Source organism: Streptomyces callyspongiae (genome assembly GCF_047200695.1).
Classification (GTDB): domain Bacteria; phylum Actinomycetota; class Actinomycetes; order Streptomycetales; family Streptomycetaceae; genus Streptomyces.
This window is the reverse complement of record NZ_JBJZOM010000007.1, coordinates 221,128-240,803: the sequence shown is the minus strand read 5'-3', so window position 1 is coordinate 240,803 and position 19,676 is coordinate 221,128. Positions and strand designations below refer to the sequence as shown.

At 71.8% G+C, this 19,676-nt stretch carries 18 protein-coding genes; 3 read left to right on the top strand and 15 right to left on the bottom strand.

From position 1 onward, the window contains the following. Positions 1 to 28: 28 nt before the first annotated feature. From ACL06G_RS09255 to rimP, 8 genes are all read right to left on the bottom strand, one after another. On the bottom strand, positions 29 to 1,024 hold the full coding sequence (locus tag ACL06G_RS09255; RefSeq protein WP_412785133.1) for a bifunctional riboflavin kinase/FAD synthetase: 996 nt from the start codon (positions 1,022 to 1,024) through the stop codon (positions 29 to 31). Between the two features lie 98 nt (positions 1,025 to 1,122). Continuing rightward, the gene (gene truB / locus ACL06G_RS09250; RefSeq protein WP_412785273.1) at positions 1,123 to 2,043 is read right to left on the bottom strand and encodes a tRNA pseudouridine(55) synthase TruB; all 921 of its coding nucleotides are present in this window, start codon (positions 2,041 to 2,043) and stop codon (positions 1,123 to 1,125) included. A gap of 14 nt (positions 2,044 to 2,057) precedes the next feature. Beyond that, positions 2,058 to 2,516 (bottom strand): 30S ribosome-binding factor RbfA, encoded by a 459-nt coding sequence (rbfA, locus tag ACL06G_RS09245; RefSeq protein ID WP_412785134.1) that lies wholly within the window; start codon positions 2,514 to 2,516, stop codon positions 2,058 to 2,060. Between the two features lie 49 nt (positions 2,517 to 2,565). Further along, positions 2,566 to 2,862, bottom strand: coding sequence for a DUF503 domain-containing protein (locus ACL06G_RS09240; protein ID WP_412785135.1), 297 nt, complete (start codon positions 2,860 to 2,862; stop codon positions 2,566 to 2,568). 80 nt (positions 2,863 to 2,942) lie between these two features. Beyond that, entirely contained in the window at positions 2,943 to 5,918 is a 2,976-nt protein-coding gene (gene infB / locus ACL06G_RS09235) for a translation initiation factor IF-2 (protein ID WP_412785136.1), read from the bottom strand. 151 nt (positions 5,919 to 6,069) lie between these two features. Beyond that, positions 6,070 to 6,360 carry a YlxR family protein gene (locus ACL06G_RS09230; protein WP_412835705.1) on the bottom strand — a complete coding sequence of 97 codons (291 nt, stop codon included), beginning with the start codon at positions 6,358 to 6,360 and terminating at the stop codon, positions 6,070 to 6,072. Positions 6,361 to 6,421: 61 nt separating this feature from the next. Beyond that, complete coding sequence (nusA, locus tag ACL06G_RS09225; RefSeq protein ID WP_412785138.1) at positions 6,422 to 7,447, bottom strand: transcription termination factor NusA; 1,026 nt, start codon at positions 7,445 to 7,447, stop codon at positions 6,422 to 6,424. Between the two features lie 2 nt (positions 7,448 to 7,449). Next, entirely contained in the window at positions 7,450 to 8,013 is a 564-nt protein-coding gene (gene rimP / locus ACL06G_RS09220) for a ribosome maturation factor RimP (RefSeq protein WP_412785139.1), read from the bottom strand. A gap of 416 nt (positions 8,014 to 8,429) precedes the next feature. On the opposite strand from rimP, the gene ACL06G_RS09215 reads away from it, so the two are divergent. From ACL06G_RS09215 to ACL06G_RS09205, 3 genes are all read left to right on the top strand, one after another. Beyond that, complete coding sequence (locus ACL06G_RS09215; RefSeq protein ID WP_412785140.1) at positions 8,430 to 8,963, top strand: hypothetical protein; 534 nt, start codon at positions 8,430 to 8,432, stop codon at positions 8,961 to 8,963. A gap of 13 nt (positions 8,964 to 8,976) precedes the next feature. After that, positions 8,977 to 9,468: a ferritin-like domain-containing protein gene (locus ACL06G_RS09210; protein WP_412785141.1), complete on the top strand. Its 492-nt coding sequence runs from the start codon at positions 8,977 to 8,979 to the stop codon at positions 9,466 to 9,468. Between the two features lie 65 nt (positions 9,469 to 9,533). Then, positions 9,534 to 10,451 (top strand): aminoglycoside phosphotransferase family protein, encoded by a 918-nt coding sequence (locus ACL06G_RS09205; protein WP_412835704.1) that lies wholly within the window; start codon positions 9,534 to 9,536, stop codon positions 10,449 to 10,451. 76 nt (positions 10,452 to 10,527) lie between these two features. On the opposite strand, the gene ACL06G_RS09200 is transcribed toward ACL06G_RS09205, so the two are convergent. The 7 genes from ACL06G_RS09200 to hpnR form a co-directional block, all read right to left on the bottom strand. After that, on the bottom strand, positions 10,528 to 12,240 hold the full coding sequence (locus tag ACL06G_RS09200) for a proline--tRNA ligase (RefSeq protein WP_412785143.1): 1,713 nt from the start codon (positions 12,238 to 12,240) through the stop codon (positions 10,528 to 10,530). 131 nt (positions 12,241 to 12,371) lie between these two features. Next, a complete protein-coding gene (locus ACL06G_RS09195; protein ID WP_412785144.1) occupies positions 12,372 to 12,941 on the bottom strand; it encodes a GNAT family N-acetyltransferase in 570 nt (189 codons plus the stop codon). A 41-nt stretch (positions 12,942 to 12,982) separates the two neighbouring features. Beyond that, the gene (locus tag ACL06G_RS09190) at positions 12,983 to 13,828 is read right to left on the bottom strand and encodes a GNAT family N-acetyltransferase (protein WP_412785145.1); all 846 of its coding nucleotides are present in this window, start codon (positions 13,826 to 13,828) and stop codon (positions 12,983 to 12,985) included. A gap of 251 nt (positions 13,829 to 14,079) precedes the next feature. After that, on the bottom strand, positions 14,080 to 15,237 hold the full coding sequence (ispG, locus tag ACL06G_RS09185; protein ID WP_412785146.1) for a flavodoxin-dependent (E)-4-hydroxy-3-methylbut-2-enyl-diphosphate synthase: 1,158 nt from the start codon (positions 15,235 to 15,237) through the stop codon (positions 14,080 to 14,082). Positions 15,238 to 15,423: 186 nt separating this feature from the next. Then, positions 15,424 to 16,734 carry a M50 family metallopeptidase gene (locus ACL06G_RS09180; protein ID WP_412785147.1) on the bottom strand — a complete coding sequence of 437 codons (1,311 nt, stop codon included), beginning with the start codon at positions 16,732 to 16,734 and terminating at the stop codon, positions 15,424 to 15,426. Further along, complete coding sequence (gene dxr / locus ACL06G_RS09175; RefSeq protein ID WP_412785148.1) at positions 16,731 to 17,993, bottom strand: 1-deoxy-D-xylulose-5-phosphate reductoisomerase; 1,263 nt, start codon at positions 17,991 to 17,993, stop codon at positions 16,731 to 16,733. The genes ACL06G_RS09180 and dxr overlap by 4 nt, the downstream gene beginning before the upstream one ends. 91 nt (positions 17,994 to 18,084) lie before the next feature. Next, a complete protein-coding gene (gene hpnR, locus ACL06G_RS09170) occupies positions 18,085 to 19,569 on the bottom strand; it encodes a hopanoid C-3 methylase HpnR (RefSeq protein WP_412835703.1) in 1,485 nt (494 codons plus the stop codon). Positions 19,570 to 19,676 lie beyond the last annotated feature (107 nt).

Below are 19,676 nucleotides of genomic sequence, written 5' to 3'. Positions count from 1 at the left end.
GCCGGCCGGAGTCCGGCCGGCCCGGACATCAGGCGGGAGGAGTCAGCCCTTCGGCGTCCGCATCGGCGACGAGCACCCTGCACCGGTCGACGTCCTCGGCGATCCGAGTGGTCAGTTCGTCGAGGGTGTCGAACCGCTGCTGGCCGCGGACCCACGCCAGGAACTCGACGCAGACGTGGAGCCCGTACAGTTCGAGCCCCACCCGGTCGATGGCGTAGGCCTCCACCGTGCGTTCCGTTCCGTCGAACTGCGGATTGGTGCCCACGGAGACGGCGGCGGGCATGGCTCCCCGGGCATCGGCCGGACCGTCCGTGCCAAGGACCGTCAGCCACCCCGCGTACACGCCGTCTGCTGGGACGGCGGTGTGCGGCAGCGTCTCCACGTTGGCGGTGGGGAAGCCCAGTTCACGACCGCGCTGCGCGCCCCTGACGACGACGCCCTCGACGCGGTGCGGCCGCCCCAGGACCTCCGCCGCCCCGGCCACGTCACCCTCGGCGACGAGTCGCCGGGTGAGCGACGACGAGAACGGTGCGCCGCCGCCCGCCTCTCCGTGGGCGAAAAGGTCGACGACGTCGACGTCGAAGTCGTAGGTGCTGCCCAGTTCTGCGAGGGTCTCGACGGTGCCGGCGGCCCGGTGACCGAAACGGAAGTCGGGACCCTCCACGACGGCACGCGCATGCAGTTTGTCGACGAGCACCTTCACGACGAAGTCGGCCGGCGACAGCTGCGAGAACTCCTGGGTGAACGGCAGGACCAGCACGGCGTCGACGCCGAGTCCGGCCATCAGGTCGGCGCGGCGGTGGTGCGGCGCGAGGAGCGGTGGATGGCTGCCGGGCCGTACCACCTCGCTGGGGTGGGGATCGAAGGTCACGACCACGGCAGGCACGCCGAGTTCCCGGGCCCGCCGGACGGCCTTGCCGATGATCAGCTGGTGTCCGCGGTGCACCCCGTCGTAGGAGCCGATGGTGACGACGCTGCGCCCCCAGCCCTCCGGGATGTCCTCCAAGCCACGCCAGCGCTGCACTGTGCTGCTCCTCGCGGTTACCTGATGAAACTGTGCCGGTCCCAGGGTGCCATGCTGCTCGGCGCGCGGTGCACGGACCCGCCCCGGTGACCTGCCGCTCAGCCGCCCTGCGCGAAGACCGCCAGGCTTTTCGCCCGCCCCCGGTGGGGTTCGACGAGGGCGAGGAAGCGGTCGTCGGGGCCGAACGCGGCGATCGGCCCTCCGCTGCCGGCGACGTCCGCCGGCATGGTGATGCGGGCGCCGTTGGTGAGCAGGTGGGCGGCCTGGTTGTCGACGTCCCAGCGGGGGAAGGCCGCTGCCGCTGCTTCGCCGAGCGGCAGCAGGGAGAGCGCGCCGTCGGTGTCCCGCTCCGCCTGGAGCTGTTCCAGGGTGCGGGCGCCGTCGAGCCGGTACGGGCCGACGCGGGTGCGCCGCAGTGCGGTGAGGTGCCCGCCGACGTCGAGTGCGGCTCCCAGATCGCGGGCGAGGGCACGGATGTAGGTGCCCGAGGAGCAGACCACGGAGACCAGGACGTCCACCACGGGCGTCCCGTCCTCGGCCTGCTCCGGGTGCACGGCGTGCACGGCGAACGAGGAGACGCTGACGGGACGGGCGGGGATGTCGAAGTCCTCACCCTCGCGGGCACGTTGATAGGACCGCTTGCCGTCGATCTTGACGGCGCTGACCTTGGACGGCACCTGGAGGATGTCGCCGGTCAGCGGCTTCACGGCCGCCTCGACCGCTTCGCGCGTGACACCGGAGGCGTCCCGGGAGGCGGTGATCTCCCCCTCCGCGTCGTCGGTGAGGGTGCTCTGTCCGAGGCGTACGGTGCCGACGTACTCCTTCTCCGTCAGGGCGAGGTGCCCGAGGAGCTTGGTGGCACGTTCGACGCCGAGGACCAGCACCCCGGTCGCCATCGGGTCGAGAGTCCCGGCGTGCCCCACCCGACGGGTGCGGGCGATGCCGCGCATCCTGGCGACGACGTCGTGGGAGGTGAAGCCGGAGGGCTTGTCGACGACGACCAGTCCCCCGGGCTCCATCGGATTCCTGCGTGTCACTCGTCCCGGTCCTCGTCGTCCGCCGCTTCGTCCTCGCCGGGCCTGCGGTAGGGGTCGGCGTCCCCCGCGTAGGCGGCGCCGGAGGAGGCCTTGCGGACCTCCTCGTCCGAGGCCTTGGCGCGGGCCAGCAGGTCGTCGATGTTCTTGGCGTTCTCGGGGAGGGCGTCGGGGACGAAGGTCAGCGTAGGGGTGAACTTGACGCCGGCCGCCGCGCCGACGGCGGAACGGAGCACGCCCTTGGCGCTCTCCAGCCCGCGCGCCGCCTGCTCGCGCTGCTCGTCGTCGCCGTACACCGTGTAGAAGACGGTCGCCTCCCGCAGGTCGCCGGTGACCCGCGTGTCCGTGATCGTCACGTGCGAGCCGAGACGGGGGTCCTTCACACCCCGCTGCAGCTTCCTCGCGACGACTTCACGGATGAGGTCCGCCAACCTCTTCGCCCGTGCGTTGTCGGCCACTGGTCCGTCTCCTCATCCTGTCCTGCCCGGCTGCTGTCCGCCGCCGTCGTCATTCGTCTTCGTCGCTGTGGAACTGCCGTCGCACCGACAGCAGCTCCACCTCGGGCCGGTCCGCCACCATGCGTTCGCACCGGTCCAGCACCTCTGCGAGGTGGGCCGTGTCCCCGGAGACCGCGGCCAGCCCGATCCGGGCGCGCCGGTAGAGGTCGTTGTCACCGACCTCCGCGACGCTCACAGCATGCTTGCGCTGGAGTTCGGCGATGACCGGGCGTACGACGGACCGCTTCTGCTTGAGCGACCGGACGTCGCCCAGCAGGAGGTCGAACGAGAGAGTCCCCACATACACCCGGTGATCGTAGCGGCAGCGGCCGGGACCGGTCGACGGAGTTTCTCCCCCGCCGACCGGCCCCGGGCACGTGCTGCGCATCAGACGCGGGGCTTCTCCCGCATCTCGTACGTCGCGATGACGTCGTCGACCTTGATGTCGTTGTAGCTGCCGAGGTTGATACCGCCCTCGAAGCCTTCACGGATCTCGGTGACGTCGTCCTTGAAGCGACGCAGGCCCTCGATGTTGAGGTTCTCCGCGACGACCTTGCCGTCGCGCAGCAGGCGGGCCTTGGTGTTGCGCTTGACCTCGCCGGAGCGGATGAGGACACCCGCGATGTTGCCGAGCTTGGAGGAGCGGAAGATCTCGCGGATCTCCGCGGTGCCGAGCTCGACCTCCTCGTACTCCGGCTTGAGCATGCCCTTGAGGGCCGCCTCGATCTCCTCGATGACCTGGTAGATCACCGAGTAGTACCGGACGTCGACGCCCTCACGGTCGGCCAGCTGGGTGGCACGGCCCTCGGCACGCACGTTGAAGCCGATGACAATGGCGTCGGAGCCCGTCGCCAGGTCGATGTCGGTCTCGGTGACCGCACCCACACCGCGGTGCAGGATACGCAGGTCGACCTCTTCGCCGACGTCGAGCTGGAGCAGCGAGGACTCGAGAGCCTCCACCGAACCGGACGCGTCGCCCTTGATGATGAGGTTGAGCTGCTGCACCTGGCCGGCCTTGAGCACCTTGTCCAGGTCCTCCAGCGACACCCGGCGGGTGCGCTTGGCGAACGCCGCGTTCCGCTCGCGGGCGGCCCGCTTCTCGGCGATCTGACGGGCCGTGCGGTCCTCCTCGACCACCAGGAAGTTGTCGCCGGCGCCCGGGACGTTGGTGAGACCCAGTACCAGGACGGGGGTCGCGGGACCCGCTTCCTTGATGTGCTCGCCCTTGTCGTCGAGCATCGCGCGGACGCGCCCGTAGGCGTCGCCGACGACCATGGTGTCGCCGACCCGCAGGGTGCCGCGCTGCACCAGCACGGTGGCCACGGCGCCGCGGCCGCGGTCGAGGTGTGCCTCGATCGCGAGACCCTGCGCCTGCTGCTCCGGGTTGGCCCGCAGGTCCAGGGCGGCATCCGCGGTGAGGACCACGGCTTCCAGCACACCCTCGATGTTCTCGCCCTGCTTGGCGGAGATGTCGACGAACATGGTGTCGCCGCCGTACTCCTCCGCGATCAGGCCGTACTCGGTGAGCTGTCCGCGGACCTTGGTCGGGTCCGCGCCCTCGACGTCGATCTTGTTGACCGCCACCACGATCGGCACCTCGGCCGCCTTCGCGTGGTTCAGGGCCTCGATCGTCTGCGGCATCACACCGTCGTTGGCCGCCACCACGAGGATCGCGATGTCGGTCGACTTCGCACCGCGGGCACGCATGGCGGTGAACGCCTCGTGACCCGGGGTGTCGATGAAGGTGATCTTCCGCTCTTCGCCGTTGACCTCGGTGCTCGCCTGGTAGGCGCCGATGTGCTGGGTGATGCCGCCGGCCTCACCCTCGATGACGTTGGTCTTGCGGATCGCGTCGAGCAGGCGCGTCTTGCCGTGGTCGACGTGACCCATGACGGTCACGACCGGCGGACGCGGCAGCATGGCCTCCTCGCCGCCCTCGTCCTCGCCGAACTCGATGTCGAAGGACTCGAGAAGCTCGCGGTCCTCCTCCTCCGGGCTGACGATCTGGACGACGTAGTTCATCTCCTCGCCGAGGAGTGCCAGCGTCTCGTCGGAGACGGACTGGGTCGCGGTGACCATCTCGCCCAGGTTCAGCATGACCTGGACCAGCGACGCCGGGTTGGCGTTGATCTTCTCCGCGAAGTCCGTGAGGGAGGCACCGCGCGACAGCCGGACGGTCTCGCCCTTGCCGCGCGGCAGCATCACGCCGCCGACCGACGGCGCCGACATCTGCTCGTACTCCTGGCGCCGCTGCCGCTTCGACTTGCGGCCACGACGCGCCGGGCCGCCGGGACGGCCGAACGCGCCCTGCGTGCCACCACGGCCGCCGGGGCCGCCGGGACGACCACCGAAGCCCGGACGGCCACCGCCGGGACGGCCGCCGAAGCCACCGCCACCGCCGGGACGGCCGCCGAAGCCGCCGCGCCCACCGGGGCCGCCGGGACGACCGCCGCCGGGACGACCGCCGGGGCCACCGCGACCCGGTCCGGGACGCGGCCCGGCAGCCGGACGCTGCGGCATCATGCCCGGGTTCGGACGTGCGCCGCCGCCCGGGCGCGGGCCACCGCCGGCGTTCTGCGGACGCGGCATGTTGCCCGGAGTGGGCCTACCGCCGCCCGGGGCCTGCGGACGCGGACCGCCCTGGCCCTGACCGCCGGGGCGGTTGCCGCCCGGCTTGGGAGCACCCGGCTTCGGGGCACCGCCCGGCCGGGGCGCCTGGGGGCGCGCCATGCCGGAGGAACCGCCGGAGGTGAAGGGGTTGTTTCCGGGACGCGGACCGGTGGGCCGCCCACCGGGCTTCGGTGCCCCGGGACGTGCGCCGCCCTGGCCGGGCTTGGGAGCACCCGGCTTCGGAGCCTGGGCCCCGGGCTTGGGTGCCTGGCCGGGCTTGGGAGCACCCGGCTTCGGAGCCTGGGCCCCGGGCTTGGGTGCCTGGCCGGGCTTGGGAGCCGGTGCCTGGGGTGCGGCGGGTTCCGGCTTGGACTGCGCGACAGGCTGCGCGGGACCCGGCTTGGGACCGGGCTTCGGTGCGGCCCCACCCGGCTTCGGGACCTCGGGGCCGGGCTTGGGTGCCTGCCCCGGCTTGGGCGCGCCCGGCTTGGGCGCTGCGGACTTGGGGGCGCCCGGCTTGGGCGCGGCAGGTTTGGCCGCGGACTTCTTCGGCGCGGCAGGCTTCGCCGCGGACTTCTTGGCACCACCGGCGCCGCCCGCGTCGAGTGCGTCGGTGAGTTTGCGTACGACCGGCGCCTCAATCGTGGAGGACGCCGAACGAACGAACTCGCCGAGTTCATTGAGCTTGGCCATGACGACCTTGCTCTCGACTCCAAGCTCCTTGGCGAGCTCGTATACCCGGACCTTAGCCACTTCGCTCCTCACGGTCCGGGGGTGGGTCTCCGCCGGACCTTCGCTACTTGTGCATGGGCGTACTCATCGCGTACTCATCGAGTGCTCATCGCAATCTCGACCTACTTCCGACTCGCGAGGTACCTGTCCTGTGCGGGGTTGCACAGGCTTCTTACGGTTCTGTGTGTTCCGGCGGCTGCGGCTGCAGGCTCTGCAGTTCCGCGGTGTCGAGCGGCCCCGGGACCCGGAAGGCCCGCTGGAACGCCCGGCGGCGGACCGCCAGATCGACACAGGTCTGTGCCGGGTGCACATATGCACCCCGGCCGGGCAGCGTACCGCGAAGATCGGGAACGATGCGTTCCTCGATCAACACCACACGCAACAACCCGGCCTTGCCCGAGTGTTCCCGACAACCCACGCAGGTGCGCTCAGGGCATGCTCGGGCGCGTGTCCGGCGAGACACTGCTTCAGTCTACCTCCTCACACCGGGTGACTCTCCCGGGGGAGGATCGCCCGGTGCCGTCTCAGGCCTGTTCCGGAGTGGGTTCCACGGTCGCTCCGCGCACCGGTTCCGCCGTCGGGCTGTCCGGCCGGATGTCGATGCGCCAGCCGGTCAGCCGCGCCGCCAGGCGGGCGTTCTGCCCTTCCTTCCCGATGGCCAGGGACAGCTGGTAGTCCGGGACGGTGACACGGGCGGACCGTGCGGCCAGGTCCACGATCTCGACCTCGCTGACGCGGGCCGGGGAAAGGGCGTTGGCCACCAGTTCGGCCGGGTCCTCGGACCAGTCGACGATGTCGATCTTCTCGCCGTGCAGCTCCGCCATCACGTTCCGCACCCGGCCGCCCATGGGCCCGATGCAGGCGCCCTTGGCGTTCAGCCCGGAGCGGGTGCTGCGCACGGCGATCTTCGTGCGATGCCCCGCCTCACGGGCGATCGCGGCGATCTCGACGGAGCCGTCGGCGATCTCCGGAACCTCCAGCTCGAACAGCTTCTTCACCAGGTTCGGGTGGGTGCGCGAGAGCGTCACCGAAGGACCGCGCACACCCTTGACCACCCTGACGACGTACGTCCGCAACCGCGTGCCGTGGCCGTACTCCTCGCCGGGGACCTGCTCCTGCGGCGGGAGGATCGCCTCGAGCTTCCCGATGTCCACCAGCACGCTGCGGGGGTCCTTGCCCTGCTGGACGACGCCCGCCACGATGTCGCCCTCGCGCCCCGCGTACTCGCCGAAGGTGACCTCCTCCTCGGCGTCACGCAGCCGCTGCAGGATGACCTGCTTGGCGGTGGTCGCCGCGATGCGGCCGAAGCCCGACGGCGTGTCGTCGAACTCGCGCGGTTCGGCGCCCTCCTCCAGGTCGTCGGCGCTCTCCTTCGCCCACACCGTGACGTGGCCCGACCTGCGGTCCAGCTCGACGCGGGCATCGCGGCGGCTGCCCTCGGTACGGTGGTAGGCGATGAGCAGCGCGGACTCGATCGCCTCGACCAGCAGGTCGAGGGAGATCTCCTTCTCCCGGACCAGTCCCCGCAGGGCACTCATGTCGATGTCCACGGCTACGCCTCCTCCTGGCTCTCGTCGTCGGCGGACGCGGACATGCGGTCTGCCTTCTGCTGTTGTGCGGCCTGCTCGGCCCGTTCGGCGGCCTTGCGGTTGAACTCGATCTCCACCCGGGCCCCGGAGATCTCGTGGAAGGCGAGCCGGCGTTCGGTGGGCTTGCGGCCCTTGACGCCCGGCACCTCCAGTTCCACGCCTTCGTCGTCGACACCGGTGATGCGGCCGACGACCTCGGCACCCTCGTGCGGCTGCGCCTTGATCAGGCGCCCGGCGGCTCGCCGGAAGTGGCGCGGCTCGGTCAGCGGCCGGTCGGCGCCGGGTGAGGTGACCTCGAGGACGTAGGGCGCGCCGCCCATGACGTCCGACGCGTCGAGGGCCTCGGAGGCCGCGCGGCTCAGCTCTGCGCAGGTGTCGAGCTGCACACCGTCGTCGGAGTCGACCACGACGCGCAGCACGCGCCGCTTGCCCGCGGGGGTCACCGAGATCTCCTCGAGATCCAGCCCCCTCTCGCCGGCGAGCGGTTCCATCAGCCCGCGCAGCCTCTCGCTCTGGGTCGTGCTCATCCGGGTGACTCCTCGGCCGCGTGTGCTGTTGTAGGGGGAAGTTCGCGTGTCCGGGGCAAGCCTATCGCCTGCGTTCCGCTGTTCCGACCACGGAGGGCACCACGTCCCGCCCTCCGACGCTCCCGTACCCCGCCGCGGGGTGTCGACACTTCGGCGGCCCCGACCCCGGCCCCGACCCTCGCCCGGACCGCGGACCGTCCGCACTGCTCCTCCGCACCCGGACACTGCCGGCGGGCGTCCCTCTTGGGCCGCCGGAGTGCGCCGCGGGCGCGTCCCCCACCACCCGGCAGGAAAGCGGGAAATCGCACAGGTAATCTCGCCTCGCGTGATCATCACCCGCCGCCGTCCGGCCGGGTGGCAGCCGTGCGCCCGTCCCACGGGGCCGGCGGAACGAACCACTGCTTGGGGAGTGCACCATGCCGTCCACGACGACGCCTGGCGAGTCGGCCGGTTCCCGTCAGGACGGGACGGGGCCCCGGCGCCGCTCGGTGCTGGCGGGTGCCGGACTGCTGGCCGTCGGCACCGCTGCCACCGGTTGCACCGACGGCCCGTCGCCCGCCGAGCTGCGCCGCCGCAAGGACGAGGCGGACCGGATGCGGCGGGAGGCCGCACGCGACAGCGAGGTCCTGCTGGCCCGGTACGCCGGCACGCTCGCCGCCCACCCGGGGCTGGGAGGCAGACTCGCGCCGCTCCGGGAGGCCGTGGCACGCCATGTCGACGTCCTGGACCCGCAGCGCGGCGACCGCGGGCGGAGACGGACCGAAGCCCCGCGGATGGCCGTCCCCGGCGACGAGGGGCGTGCGCTGGCGGAACTGGCCTCGGCGGAGCGCCGGACCGCCGACGCACGGATGCGGGCGCTCGTGGACGCGCCGCCGGAACTGGCCCGGCTGCTGGCCTCCGTGGCCGCCGCCGGCAGCGGCCACGTCTTCCTGCTCACCCGGGACGCATGAGGAGGGCAGCACCGTGACGACATGGCGAGATGCCGAGGTGGAGCTGGAAGCTCTGCAGGCCGCTCTGGAGGCCGAGCACGCCGCGGTCTACGGCTACGGCGTCGTGGGCGGTCGTATCGCGGACGACGGCCGGGAAGCGGCACGCGCCGCCTGGGACGCCCACCGGGCCCGTCGCGACACGCTGCACCGGCGGGTGCGGGACCTGGGCGGCACGCCCCGGGCCGCGGCGGCCGCCTACGCCCTGCCGTTCAACGTTCCGGACGCCGCGGCGGCGGGACGGCTGGCGGCCGAGTTGGAGGACCGGGTGGCGGCCGTGTACGCGGACCTCGTCCGCGCCACCGGCGGCGACGCTCGGCGGGACGCGGCCTCCGCACTGCGGGAAGCCGCCCTCCGGGCACTGCGCTGGCGCGGCACGGGCGTAGCCTTCCCTGGGCTCGCCGAACGGGCGGAGCCGGTGCGCACCGGCACGACGGAACGGCCGAGGGGCGAGCCGCGACCGCTCTGACCACGGCATGCGCGCTCCGCACTGCTGAGCACGCCCGCACCCGTTCGGAAAGGCCGACGCCGGACATGCCCTCCGTACTGCCCCTGGACCCGCCGCAGCGTCTCGTCCGCGCCCTCCGGACCCACCCGGATCCCTCGCTCGCGAGCGGATGGCTGGACTCGCTGCCCGAACGGCTGGAGGGAACGCTGCGGCGCTGGGACCTCGCCGGAGAACGCGTGGTCTCGCCCGGTGGGCGCAGCAGCCTCGTCGTGCTCGTGCGACTGGCGGACGGCGCTCCCGCCGCGCTGAAGCTGACGGCACCGGCGGAAGCGGCGGCGGCGGAGGCGGAGGCGCTGACGCGCTGGAACGGCTGGGGCTCGGTCCGCCTGCTGCGGTCGGCTCCGGAGGAGGGTGCGCTGCTGCTGGAGCGCCTGCACGGCGAGGTCTCGCTCCGCTCACTGCCGGAGGCCAGGGCGATGCTCGAGGCCGGCTCGGTACTGCGACGGCTGTGGGTGACTCCGGCTCCTGGCCACGGCCTCCCCACGCTTGCGCAGGCCACGGAGCGGGCAGCGGCGTCCATGCGGACGGACGCGCCCGCGGAGGCGGCGCCGCTCGTGGAGGAGGCGCTGGAGCTGCGGGAGGCGCTGCTCCACGACGCGCCACCGCCCGCTCTGCTGCACGGCGACTTCCGGCAGGGCGCGGTGCTCTCCGCGGACGCCGAGCGCGCGCCCTGGCTCACGGTCGGACCGGAGCCGCTGGTGGGCGAGGTCGCCTACGACCTGGCGCGGCTGGTGCGCGACCGGCTGCACGACCTGATGGCCTCGGCAGGGGCGCCGGCCGTGACGCGCAGGAGGCTGCACGCTTTGGCGGACTCCCTGGAGGTGGACCCCGAGAGGCTGCGGGGCTGGGCGCTGTACCGGGCGGTGGAGTCGGGCATCCGGCACATCGCACGGGGGGACCGGCTGGACGGCGAGGCGCTGCTGGAGTTCGCGGGCTGGCTCTGACGGCCGGGAGCCGCCGTGCGGCGGGTGGGCCCGGCGGAGCCGGTGCTCCGCCGGGCCCACCCGGGCACACGGACGGTCAGACGCGTGCGGCCAGGCGGCTGACGGCCTCGGCGAACGGGAGTTCCTCGCGCTCGCCGGTCCTGCGGTCCTTCAGTTCGAGCAGACCGTCCTTCACGCCGCGGCCTGCCACCAGGATCGTCGGCACCCCGATGAGTTCGGCGTCGGTGAACTTCACGCCGGGCGAGACACCCGCACGGTCGTCCACCAGCACCCGCACGCCGGCGGCGCCCAGCCGCTCCGCGACGTCCAGCGCCGCCTCGGTCTGTGCGGTCTTGCCGGCCGCGACGACGTGCACGTCGGCGGGTGCGACCTCGCGGGGCCAGCACAGTCCCTTGTCGTCGGCGGTCTGCTCGGCGAGTGCGGCCACGGCGCGGGAGACACCGACGCCGTAGCTGCCCATGGTGACGCGCACCGGCTTGCCGTTCTGCCCCAGCACGTCCAGCTCGAAGGCGTCCGCGTACTTGCGGCCGAGCTGGAAGATGTGGCCGATCTCGATCGCGCGGTCGAGCGTGATGCCCTGGCCGCACTTCGGGCAGGGGTCGCCGGGCTCCACCACGACGACGTCGAGGTACCGGTCGACGTCGAAGTCCCGGCCGCAGACCACGTTCCGGGCGTGGGTGTCGGGCTTGTTGGCCCCGGTGACCCAGCTGGTGCCGGGAGCGACGCGCGGGTCGGCGAGGTAGCGGAAGGCCTTGCCGGCCATGCCGCCCTGCGGGCCGACGTAGCCGCGGACGAGGTCGGGGCGATCGGTGAAGTCCTCGGCGGTGACGAGTTCGACCTCGGCCGGCGCCAGGTGCTCCGCGAGCTTGCCCAGGTCGACCTCGCGGTCGCCGGGGACGGCCACCGCGGTGATCTCTCCGTCGACCTTGACGAGCAGGTTCTTCAGGGTGGCGGAGGCGGGGATTCCCAGGTGCTCGGCGAGCGTCTCGATCGTCGGGGTGTCGGGGGTGTCGAGTTCCTCGACGGGCGGATGCTCCGCACCCTCCACCGGGGGCACCACCGTGGTCATGGCCTCGGTGTTGGCCGCGTAGCCGCAGGACGGGCAGTCGACGAAGGTGTCCTCGCCCGCCGCGGCGGGCGCGAGGAACTCCTCGGACGCGGAGCCGCCCATGGCTCCCGAGACCGCGGAGACGATGCGGTAGTCCATGCCGAGACGTTCGAAGATCCGCTGGTAGGCCTGACGGTGGAGTCGGTAGGACTCCTCCAGGGCCTCGTCGCTGACGTCGAAGGAGTAGGAGTCCTTCATGGTGAACTCGCGGCCCCGCAGGATGCCGGAGCGGGGGCGGGCCTCGTCGCGGTACTTGGTCTGGATCTGGTAGATCATCACCGGCAGGTCCTTGTAGGACGAGCACTGGTCCTTGACGACCTGGGTGAAGATCTCCTCGTGGGTGGGACCGAGCAGGTAGTCGCCGCCCTTGCGGTCCTTGAGGCGGAAGAGGAGGTCGCCGTACTCCTCGTAGCGGCCGGACTGCTCGTAGGGCTCCTTCGGCAGAAGTGCGGGCAGCTGCACCTCCTGGGCGCCGATGGCGTCCATCTCCTCGCGCACGACGCGGGCCACGTTCTCCAGAACCTGCTTGCCGAGCGGCAGCCAGGTCCAGATGCCCGCCGCGGCGCGACGGACGTATCCGGCGCGGACGAGCAGCTTGTGGCTGAGCGTCTCGGCGTCGGCCGGGTCGTCGCGCAGCGTCTTCAGCATCGAGTGGGACAGACGCTGGACTCGGGCTGCCATCGGGATTCTCCTGCCGGGATGAGGTGCTGTGTGCGAAGGAACGCGGTGGAACAGGAGGTTAGCCGTTCACCGCTGCCGGGCGGAAATGCGTTTGCCGCGGGCCGCGTCCCGGTGCCGCGTGGGAGCCGCCCTCACCGGTGCCGCAGCGGCAGCCGGGCGCCCATCACGACGTACAGGGACGTCGCGGAAGGGAACTGCACCCGGTCGGCGAGATCGCGGTAGCCCAGGGAGCGGTACAGCGCACGGGCCGGGGAGTCGGTGTCGATCGCGGAGAGGATGGAGCGCGGCTCCTCCGCGGCATCCGTGAGCCGCGTGATCAGGGCACGCCCGATACCGCGGTGCTGGAACGCGGGGTGCACGTGCAGTTCGGTGACGGCGAAGGCGTCGCTGAGCCAGTCGGCGTGCCCCGCCTGCCGCAGGTAGGGGTGGACCACGGTCGACCACCACTGTGTGCGGTCGTTGGGCATGCCATAGACGAATCCGACGAGCCGGTCGTTCTCTGTGGTGGCCCCCAGCGCGCGGGCTCCCCGCATGCCGGCGTGACGCGTCACGATGTGGCGGCGCACCGCCACCTCGTCGTCCGTCAGCCCGAACGCGAGGGCCTGCACGGCGAGTGCCTCGTCGACGCGTGCGGAGAGGTCGAGGGGGCCGATGTCCACCGGTCGGGGGTCCGGGCGGTGCTCGCCGGAAGTGTGCCGCATGGCGGGGAGGCTACTAGGTCCGGGACACCGGGCCGGCCCGGTCAGAACAGGACGCTCATGAAAGCGCCGACCTCGCGGAAGCCGACCCTGCGGTACACCGCCCGCGCGGGCAGGTTGTAGTCGTTGACGTAGAGGCTCGCCACGGGAGCGACATCGCGCAGGGCGTACCGCAGCACCGCCGCCATGCCGGCCTCCGCCAGTCCCCTGCCGCGGTGCTCGGGGGCGACCCAGACGCCCTGGATCTGACAGGCGTGGGGCGTGGCGGCACCGATCTCCGCCTTGAACACCACCCTGCCGTCCTCGATGCGGGCGAACGACCTCCCCGTGCCGACGAGTTCGGCGACGCGTGCCTGGTAGACGAGACCGCCGTCCCCGGCGAGCGGCGAGATGCCGACCTCCTCGGTGAACATCGCGACGCAGGCGGGCATGACGATGTCCATCTCGTCCTTGCGGACCCGCCTGACCGACGGGTCGGGGGCGACGTCGGGGGGAATCGTTTCGGTGGCCATCAGCGGCTGGTGCGCCCGCACCTCCCGTGCCGGGCCCCAGTGGCGCTGCAGACGGGACCAAAGGGCGCCGGTGGGAACCGCGGGACCCACGATCGAGGAACACCGCCTGCCCTGCCGCCGTGCCCGCTCGGCGAAGGCCCGGACGGCCTCGTCACCCGCGCAGAGCGGAACGAGGTTGGCACCCGCGTAGCACAGGGCCTCCAGCCTGCCGTGGCGGAACCAGCCCCACATTTCGCCGCCGAGCCGCCAGGGATCCAGACCGGCGGTCTGCACGCGGGCGGCGACGAAGGCGTTGTTGACCGGTTCACGCCGCAGCACGGTCAGGGCCGCGTCGAGCTCGTCGGGGTCGAGGACCCTGGTCGAGGTGGTCGTCAGCACGTGCGCCTCGCTCGCCGTGACGGGGGGCCGGAGACCGCCGGTCGCCTGCGTGGACCGGCGGGAGTCCACCCTAGCCCGGCGCCGGTGGGGACGGAGTGCCTCCGGGACGGGCGGACGGCCCGGGTGCGGCACCGGATCGCCCCGTGCACCGCCGCACGACCGCGCCCCGGGACCGCGGGTCGGCAGGGTCCCGGGGCGCTGGGGTCGAGGGGCGCTGGGGTCGAGGGCGGGTCCCCCGGGCCCGGAGCGGTTCAGCCGGCGACGGAGATCGATGGCTCGCCGGACTCGACGCCGTCCTTCTCCATCTGCTCGGCGATCTTCATGGCCTCGTCGATCAGCGTCTCGACGATCTTCGACTCGGGGACGGTCTTGATGACCTCGCCCTTGACGAAGATCTGGCCCTTGCCGTTGCCGGAGGCGACACCGAGGTCGGCCTCGCGGGCCTCGCCGGGACCGTTGACGACACAGCCCATCACCGCGACGCGGAGCGGCACCTCCATGCCCTCCAGTCCGGCGGTGACCTCGTCCGCGAGCTTGTAGACGTCCACCTGGGCGCGGCCGCAGGACGGGCAGGAGACGATCTCCAGGCTGCGCTGCCGCAGGCCGAGGGACTCGAGGATCTGGATGCCGACCTTCACCTCCTCGGCGGGCGGCGCGGAGAGCGAGACGCGGATGGTGTCGCCGATGCCTTCGGACAGCAGCGCGCCGAACGCCACCGAGGACTTGATGGTGCCCTGGAAGGCGGGACCGGCCTCGGTGACACCGAGGTGCAGCGGGTAGTCGCACTGGGCGGCGAGCTGCCGGTAAGCATTGATCATCACGACCGGGTCGTTGTGCTTGACCGAGATCTTGATGTCGCGGAAGTCGTGCTCCTCGAACAGGGAGCACTCCCACAGCGCGGACTCCACCAGCGCCTCGGGGGTGGCCTTGCCGTACTTCTCCAGCAGCCGCCGGTCGAGCGAGCCGGCGTTGACGCCGATGCGGATCGGGATGCCCGCGCCGGAGGCAGCGGCCGCGATCTCCTTGACCTTGTCGTCGAACTGCTTGATGTTGCCCGGGTTCACCCGGACGGCCGCGCAGCCCGCGTCGATCGCGGCGAAGACGTACTTCGGCTGGAAGTGGATGTCGGCGATGACCGGGATCTGCGACTTCCGGGCGATGGTCGGGAGTGCGTCCGCGTCCTCCTGGGTCGGGCAGGCGACGCGCACGATCTGGCATCCGGAGGCGGTGAGCTCGGCGATCTGCTGCAGCGTCGCGCCGATGTCCGCGGTGCGGGTGGTGGTCATGGACTGCACCGAGACCGGTGCGTCACCGCCCACGGCCACCGGGCCCACCTGGATCTTCCGGCTGACGCGGCGGTCGGCGAGCTTGGTCGGTACGTCCGGCATTCCGAGCGAAATCGCTGTCATCGGCGGTGCAACCCCAAGGTCTGGATCATGGGCCCGAGATCGTCGAGCGGGCTCCGGCGCCACGTGGCGCCGGAGCCGAGATTACGACACGGGCAGTGCGCGAAGCACATCGCGCCCCGCAAACTCATGCGGCCGCGCGCCCGAACGAGTGAGTGCCGGAGGGTGACCGGCGGCTCTCGCAGTCGGCTACCCCGTCAGCCGGACCGGGTTGACGATGTCGGCGGCCATCACGAGCAGCGTGAAGCAGACGAACACTCCGGCGACGACATAGGCGACGGGCATCAGCTTGGCGACGTCGAACGGCCCCGGGTCCGGCCTCCGCAGCACCCGGGCGACACCCCGGCGCAGCGACTCCCAGAGCGCTCCCGCGATGTGCCCGCCGTCCAGCGGGAGCAGCGGCAGCATGTTGAACAGGAACAGCGACAGGTTGAACAGCGCCACCATCTGCAACATCATCGCGATCTGGTACGTCGCGGGGATGTCGAGGGCGAAGATCTCACCGCCGACGCGCGCGGCGCCGATGACCCCCATCGGGGAGTCCTGTTTGCGTTCGGCGTCACCGAAGGTCGCGGCCCACAGGTCGTCGACCTTGGACGGCAGATCCACCAGGGCCTCGAAGCCCATGACCATCATGCCGCCCATGCGGTCGACGGCCTGCGGGAAGGTCTGCTCGACGACGCCGCCTGCAGGCCGGAACCCCAGGAATCCGGTGGTGACGTACTCGCCCTCGATCTGACGGCCGTTCTCGTCTATCGCCGCGACCCGGTTCTTCACCAACTGGGCGTGGAGGGTGCGGCGCTCACCGTTCTTGCCCTCGACGAGGATGGTCGCGCTTCCGGTCGTGTCGCGGATCTCGTCGCGCAGCTCGTCCCATTCGGTGACCTTCCGGCCGTTGAACGCGAGGAAGGTGTCGCCGGGGCGCAGCCCCGCCTTCTCGGCCGGCGTGTCGGCGGCGCCGCGCGGGCACTTCCGGCCGGGGTCCGCCGAGGCGGGCAGAACGCAGTCACCGACACTGGCGACGGTGGTCGTCGTGGTGTTGACGCCGAAGGTCATCAGGACGCCGAGGAACACCACCACGGCGAGCAGGAGGTTCATGAACGGCCCGGCGAACATGACGACGACGCGCCGCCACGGCTTGCGCGTGTAGAACAGTCGGGTCTCGTCGCCGGGCTGCAGCTCCTCGTAAGCCGCCTCGCGGGCGTCCTCGATCATGCCGCGGAACGGAGAGGTGGAACGCTTCCGCACCTTGCCGTCGTCGCCGGGCGGGAACATACCGATCATGCGGATGTAGCCGCCGAGCGGGATCGCCTTGATGCCGTACTCGGTCTCGCCCCGGCGCCGGGAGAAGATCGTCGGGCCGAACCCGACCATGTACTGCGGAACCCGGACGCCGAACATCTTCGCTGTCGTCAGATGGCCGAGCTCGTGCCAGGCGATGGAGATCAGCAAGCCGAACGCGAAGACGACTATGCCGAGAATCCACATCAGGAGCGTCATGCGCGTGCCTCCACTGCCGCCGTCCGGGCCGCCCACTCGCGGGCGCGGGTCCGCGCCCAGGCCTCGGCCTCCAGGACACCGTCCAGGGTCAGGTCGGTGCCTCCCGTCGAGGTACTCGTGTGCTCCTCGACCACAGAGGCGACGGTATCGACAATTCCCGTGAAGGGCAGCCCACCCGCGAGGAACGCCTCCACGCACTCCTCGTTCGCCGCGTTGTAGACGGCGGGTGCGGTGCCGCCGAGCGCGCCGACACGGCAGGCCAGCGGCACGGCGGGGAAGGCCTTGTCGTCCAGTGGCAGGAACTCCCAGGACATCGCGGTGGTCCAGTCGAACACCGGCCCCGCGTCCGGTACCCGTTCGGGCCAGCCGATGCCGAGCGCGATGGGCAGCCGCATGTCCGGCGGTCCGCACTGGGCGAGTGTCGAGCCGTCGGTGAACTCGACCATGGAGTGCACCGCGGACTGCGGGTGCACGACGACCTGGATGCGGTCGAACGGGATGTCGTACAGCAGGTGGGCCTCGATGACCTCCAGACCCTTGTTGACCAGGGTCGCGGAGTTGACGGTGATCACCGGGCCCATGGCCCAGGTGGGGTGCGCCAGGGCCTCGGCGGGTGTGACATCGGCGAGTTCCTCGCGGGTGCGGCCGCGGAACGGTCCGCCGGAGGCGGTGACCAGCAGCTTGCGCACCTCGCCGCGGGTGCCGCCCATGAGCGCCTGGAACAGCGCGGAGTGCTCCGAGTCGACGGGAACGATCTGCCCGGGCTTCGCCAGCGCCTTCACCAGCGGCCCGCCGACGATCAGGGACTCCTTGTTGGCGAGGGCCAGCATCCGCCCCGCCCGCAGCGCCGCCAGCGTCGGGGCGAGGCCGATGGAGCCGGTGATGCCGTTGAGGACAGTGTGGCAGGGAGAGGCGGCCAGGTCCGCGGCGGCGTCCGGTCCCGCGAGCACCTCCGGAAGCGGCTCCCCGGCACCGTATGCCGCCCGCAGCGCCTCGCGCAGTGCGTCGGCCTTGTCCGGGCGGGCGACGGCCACGGTGTCGACCCGAAGCGTCCGCGCCTGCTCGGCGAGCTCGGCGACCCGTCCGCCGTTGGCGGAGAGGCCCGTCACCCGGAAGCGGTCCGGGTTGCTCAGCACGACGTCCACGGCCTGCGTGCCGATCGAGCCGGTGGAGCCGAGGATCACGATGTCCCGGGGCCCGCCGGACGCGGGCGGTTCGGCGGGACAGCGCGCGTGCGGGTCTGCGAGGAGGTCCGTCATCCCCCCATTGTGTCTGGTGCCGGGAAGGTGCCGTGCAGCGGCGGTGGCGTGCCCGCCCGCCGACGGCCGAGCATCCGGCCGGAGCAGGGCCTCAGCGGGTGCGTGTCGAGGGACGGTCCACCGCGTGGATGAAGAGTTCCTTGCGTCCCGGCGCCTCGCGGTGCTCCGGCACGGGCAGCTCGAACTCCACGTGCCGTGCGTGGTCGCGGAACTGCCGGTCCGCGTTGTAGACCCGTCCGAACTTCCAGAGCATGCGAGCGAAGTTCGTCTGGCCGCGGGCCAGGTTGCGTCCCAGCACGCCCAGCGCGCCGAATGCCGTGGACAGGCCGAGATGCTTGCGGTTGATGACCGCCTGGGTGCGGACGAGTTCGCGGTAGAAGTCCTTCAGCGGGAGCCGGGTCGGCACGACGGCGTGCTGGATGTCGAAGAGCCGGTAGTCGCGGGTGGTGAGCTTGCGCGCCTCGGTGTGCCAGATCTCCGTGCCGGGGTACGGGGTCATCACGGTGAGGTGCACGATCTCCGGCACGGACAGCGCGAACTCCCGCACCAGGCGGAAGCGTTCCTCGTCCCAGTCGGGGTCCACGATCAGATTGATGGCGACGTTGATGCCGAGCTTGCGGGCCCGCTCCAGAGCGCGGAAGTTGTCGTCGGGGCTGACCCGCTTGCGGAACATGTCCAGGCCCTCGGCGTCGAGGGCCTCCATGCCGAGGAACATGTAGCGCAGCCCGAGGCGCGTCCAGCGGGCAAAGACCTCCTCGTTGCGCAGCAGCACGTCCGCCCTGGTCTCCAGGTAGTACCGCTTGCGGATGCGGCGGCGCTCGAGTTCGGCAGCGATGGCGTTGCCGTGCTCGGGCTTGATGAAGGCCACGTCGTCGACGATGAAGACGTTGGGCTCCCGGATGGACGCCATCTCCTCGGCCGCGGCCTCCGGAGCGGCGCGACGGTAGCTGCGGCCGTAGAAGGTCCAGGCGGAGCAGAAGGAGCAGTCCCAGGGGCAGCCGCGGGTGAACTCGATGGACGCGCAGGGATCGAGCTCCCCGATGAAGTAGCGGTTCCGCCGCCGCATCAGATCGCGGGCGGGCCGCGGCGCGTCGATCCCGTCGAGCATCCGGGGCGCGGGACCGCGGCCCTCGCGCGTGACGACGCCCGGTACGGAGTGCGCGGCACCGTCCCGCACGGCCTCCAGCAGCGGCTCGACGGCCGGTTCGCCCTCTCCGCGGACGACGGCGTCCACCGCTCCGTCGGCCTGCGCCAGTACATGCTCGCCGAGGAAGGAAATGCTGTGGCCGCCGAAGAAGACGAAGCACCCGGGCACCGACGCCTTCGCCGCCCGGGCGAGGTCGATGGCCTCCGGGACGTTCGCGAGATAGTTCAGGGAAACGCCCAGCACCTCGGGACGGAACGCGCGCAGCTCCCGCTCCAGCAGTTTCCGCGGCAGCACCTGGAGGTCGACGACACGCACCTGATGACCCGCGTCACGGGCAGCCGCGGCCACCCGTTCGAGCCCGAGCGGCTCCAGGCGGAGGAAGATCTCCGAGTACATCAGGGCGCTCGGGTGAACGAGCATGAGGCGCATGGAGCCCTCCGTGCCGAGGGGAGCCGCGGCGCACGGCGCTGGGACGTGGCCCCGCGGCGGGACGGGCGAGAGCCGTACCACCCCGACACCGGGGCTCAAACCGTCCT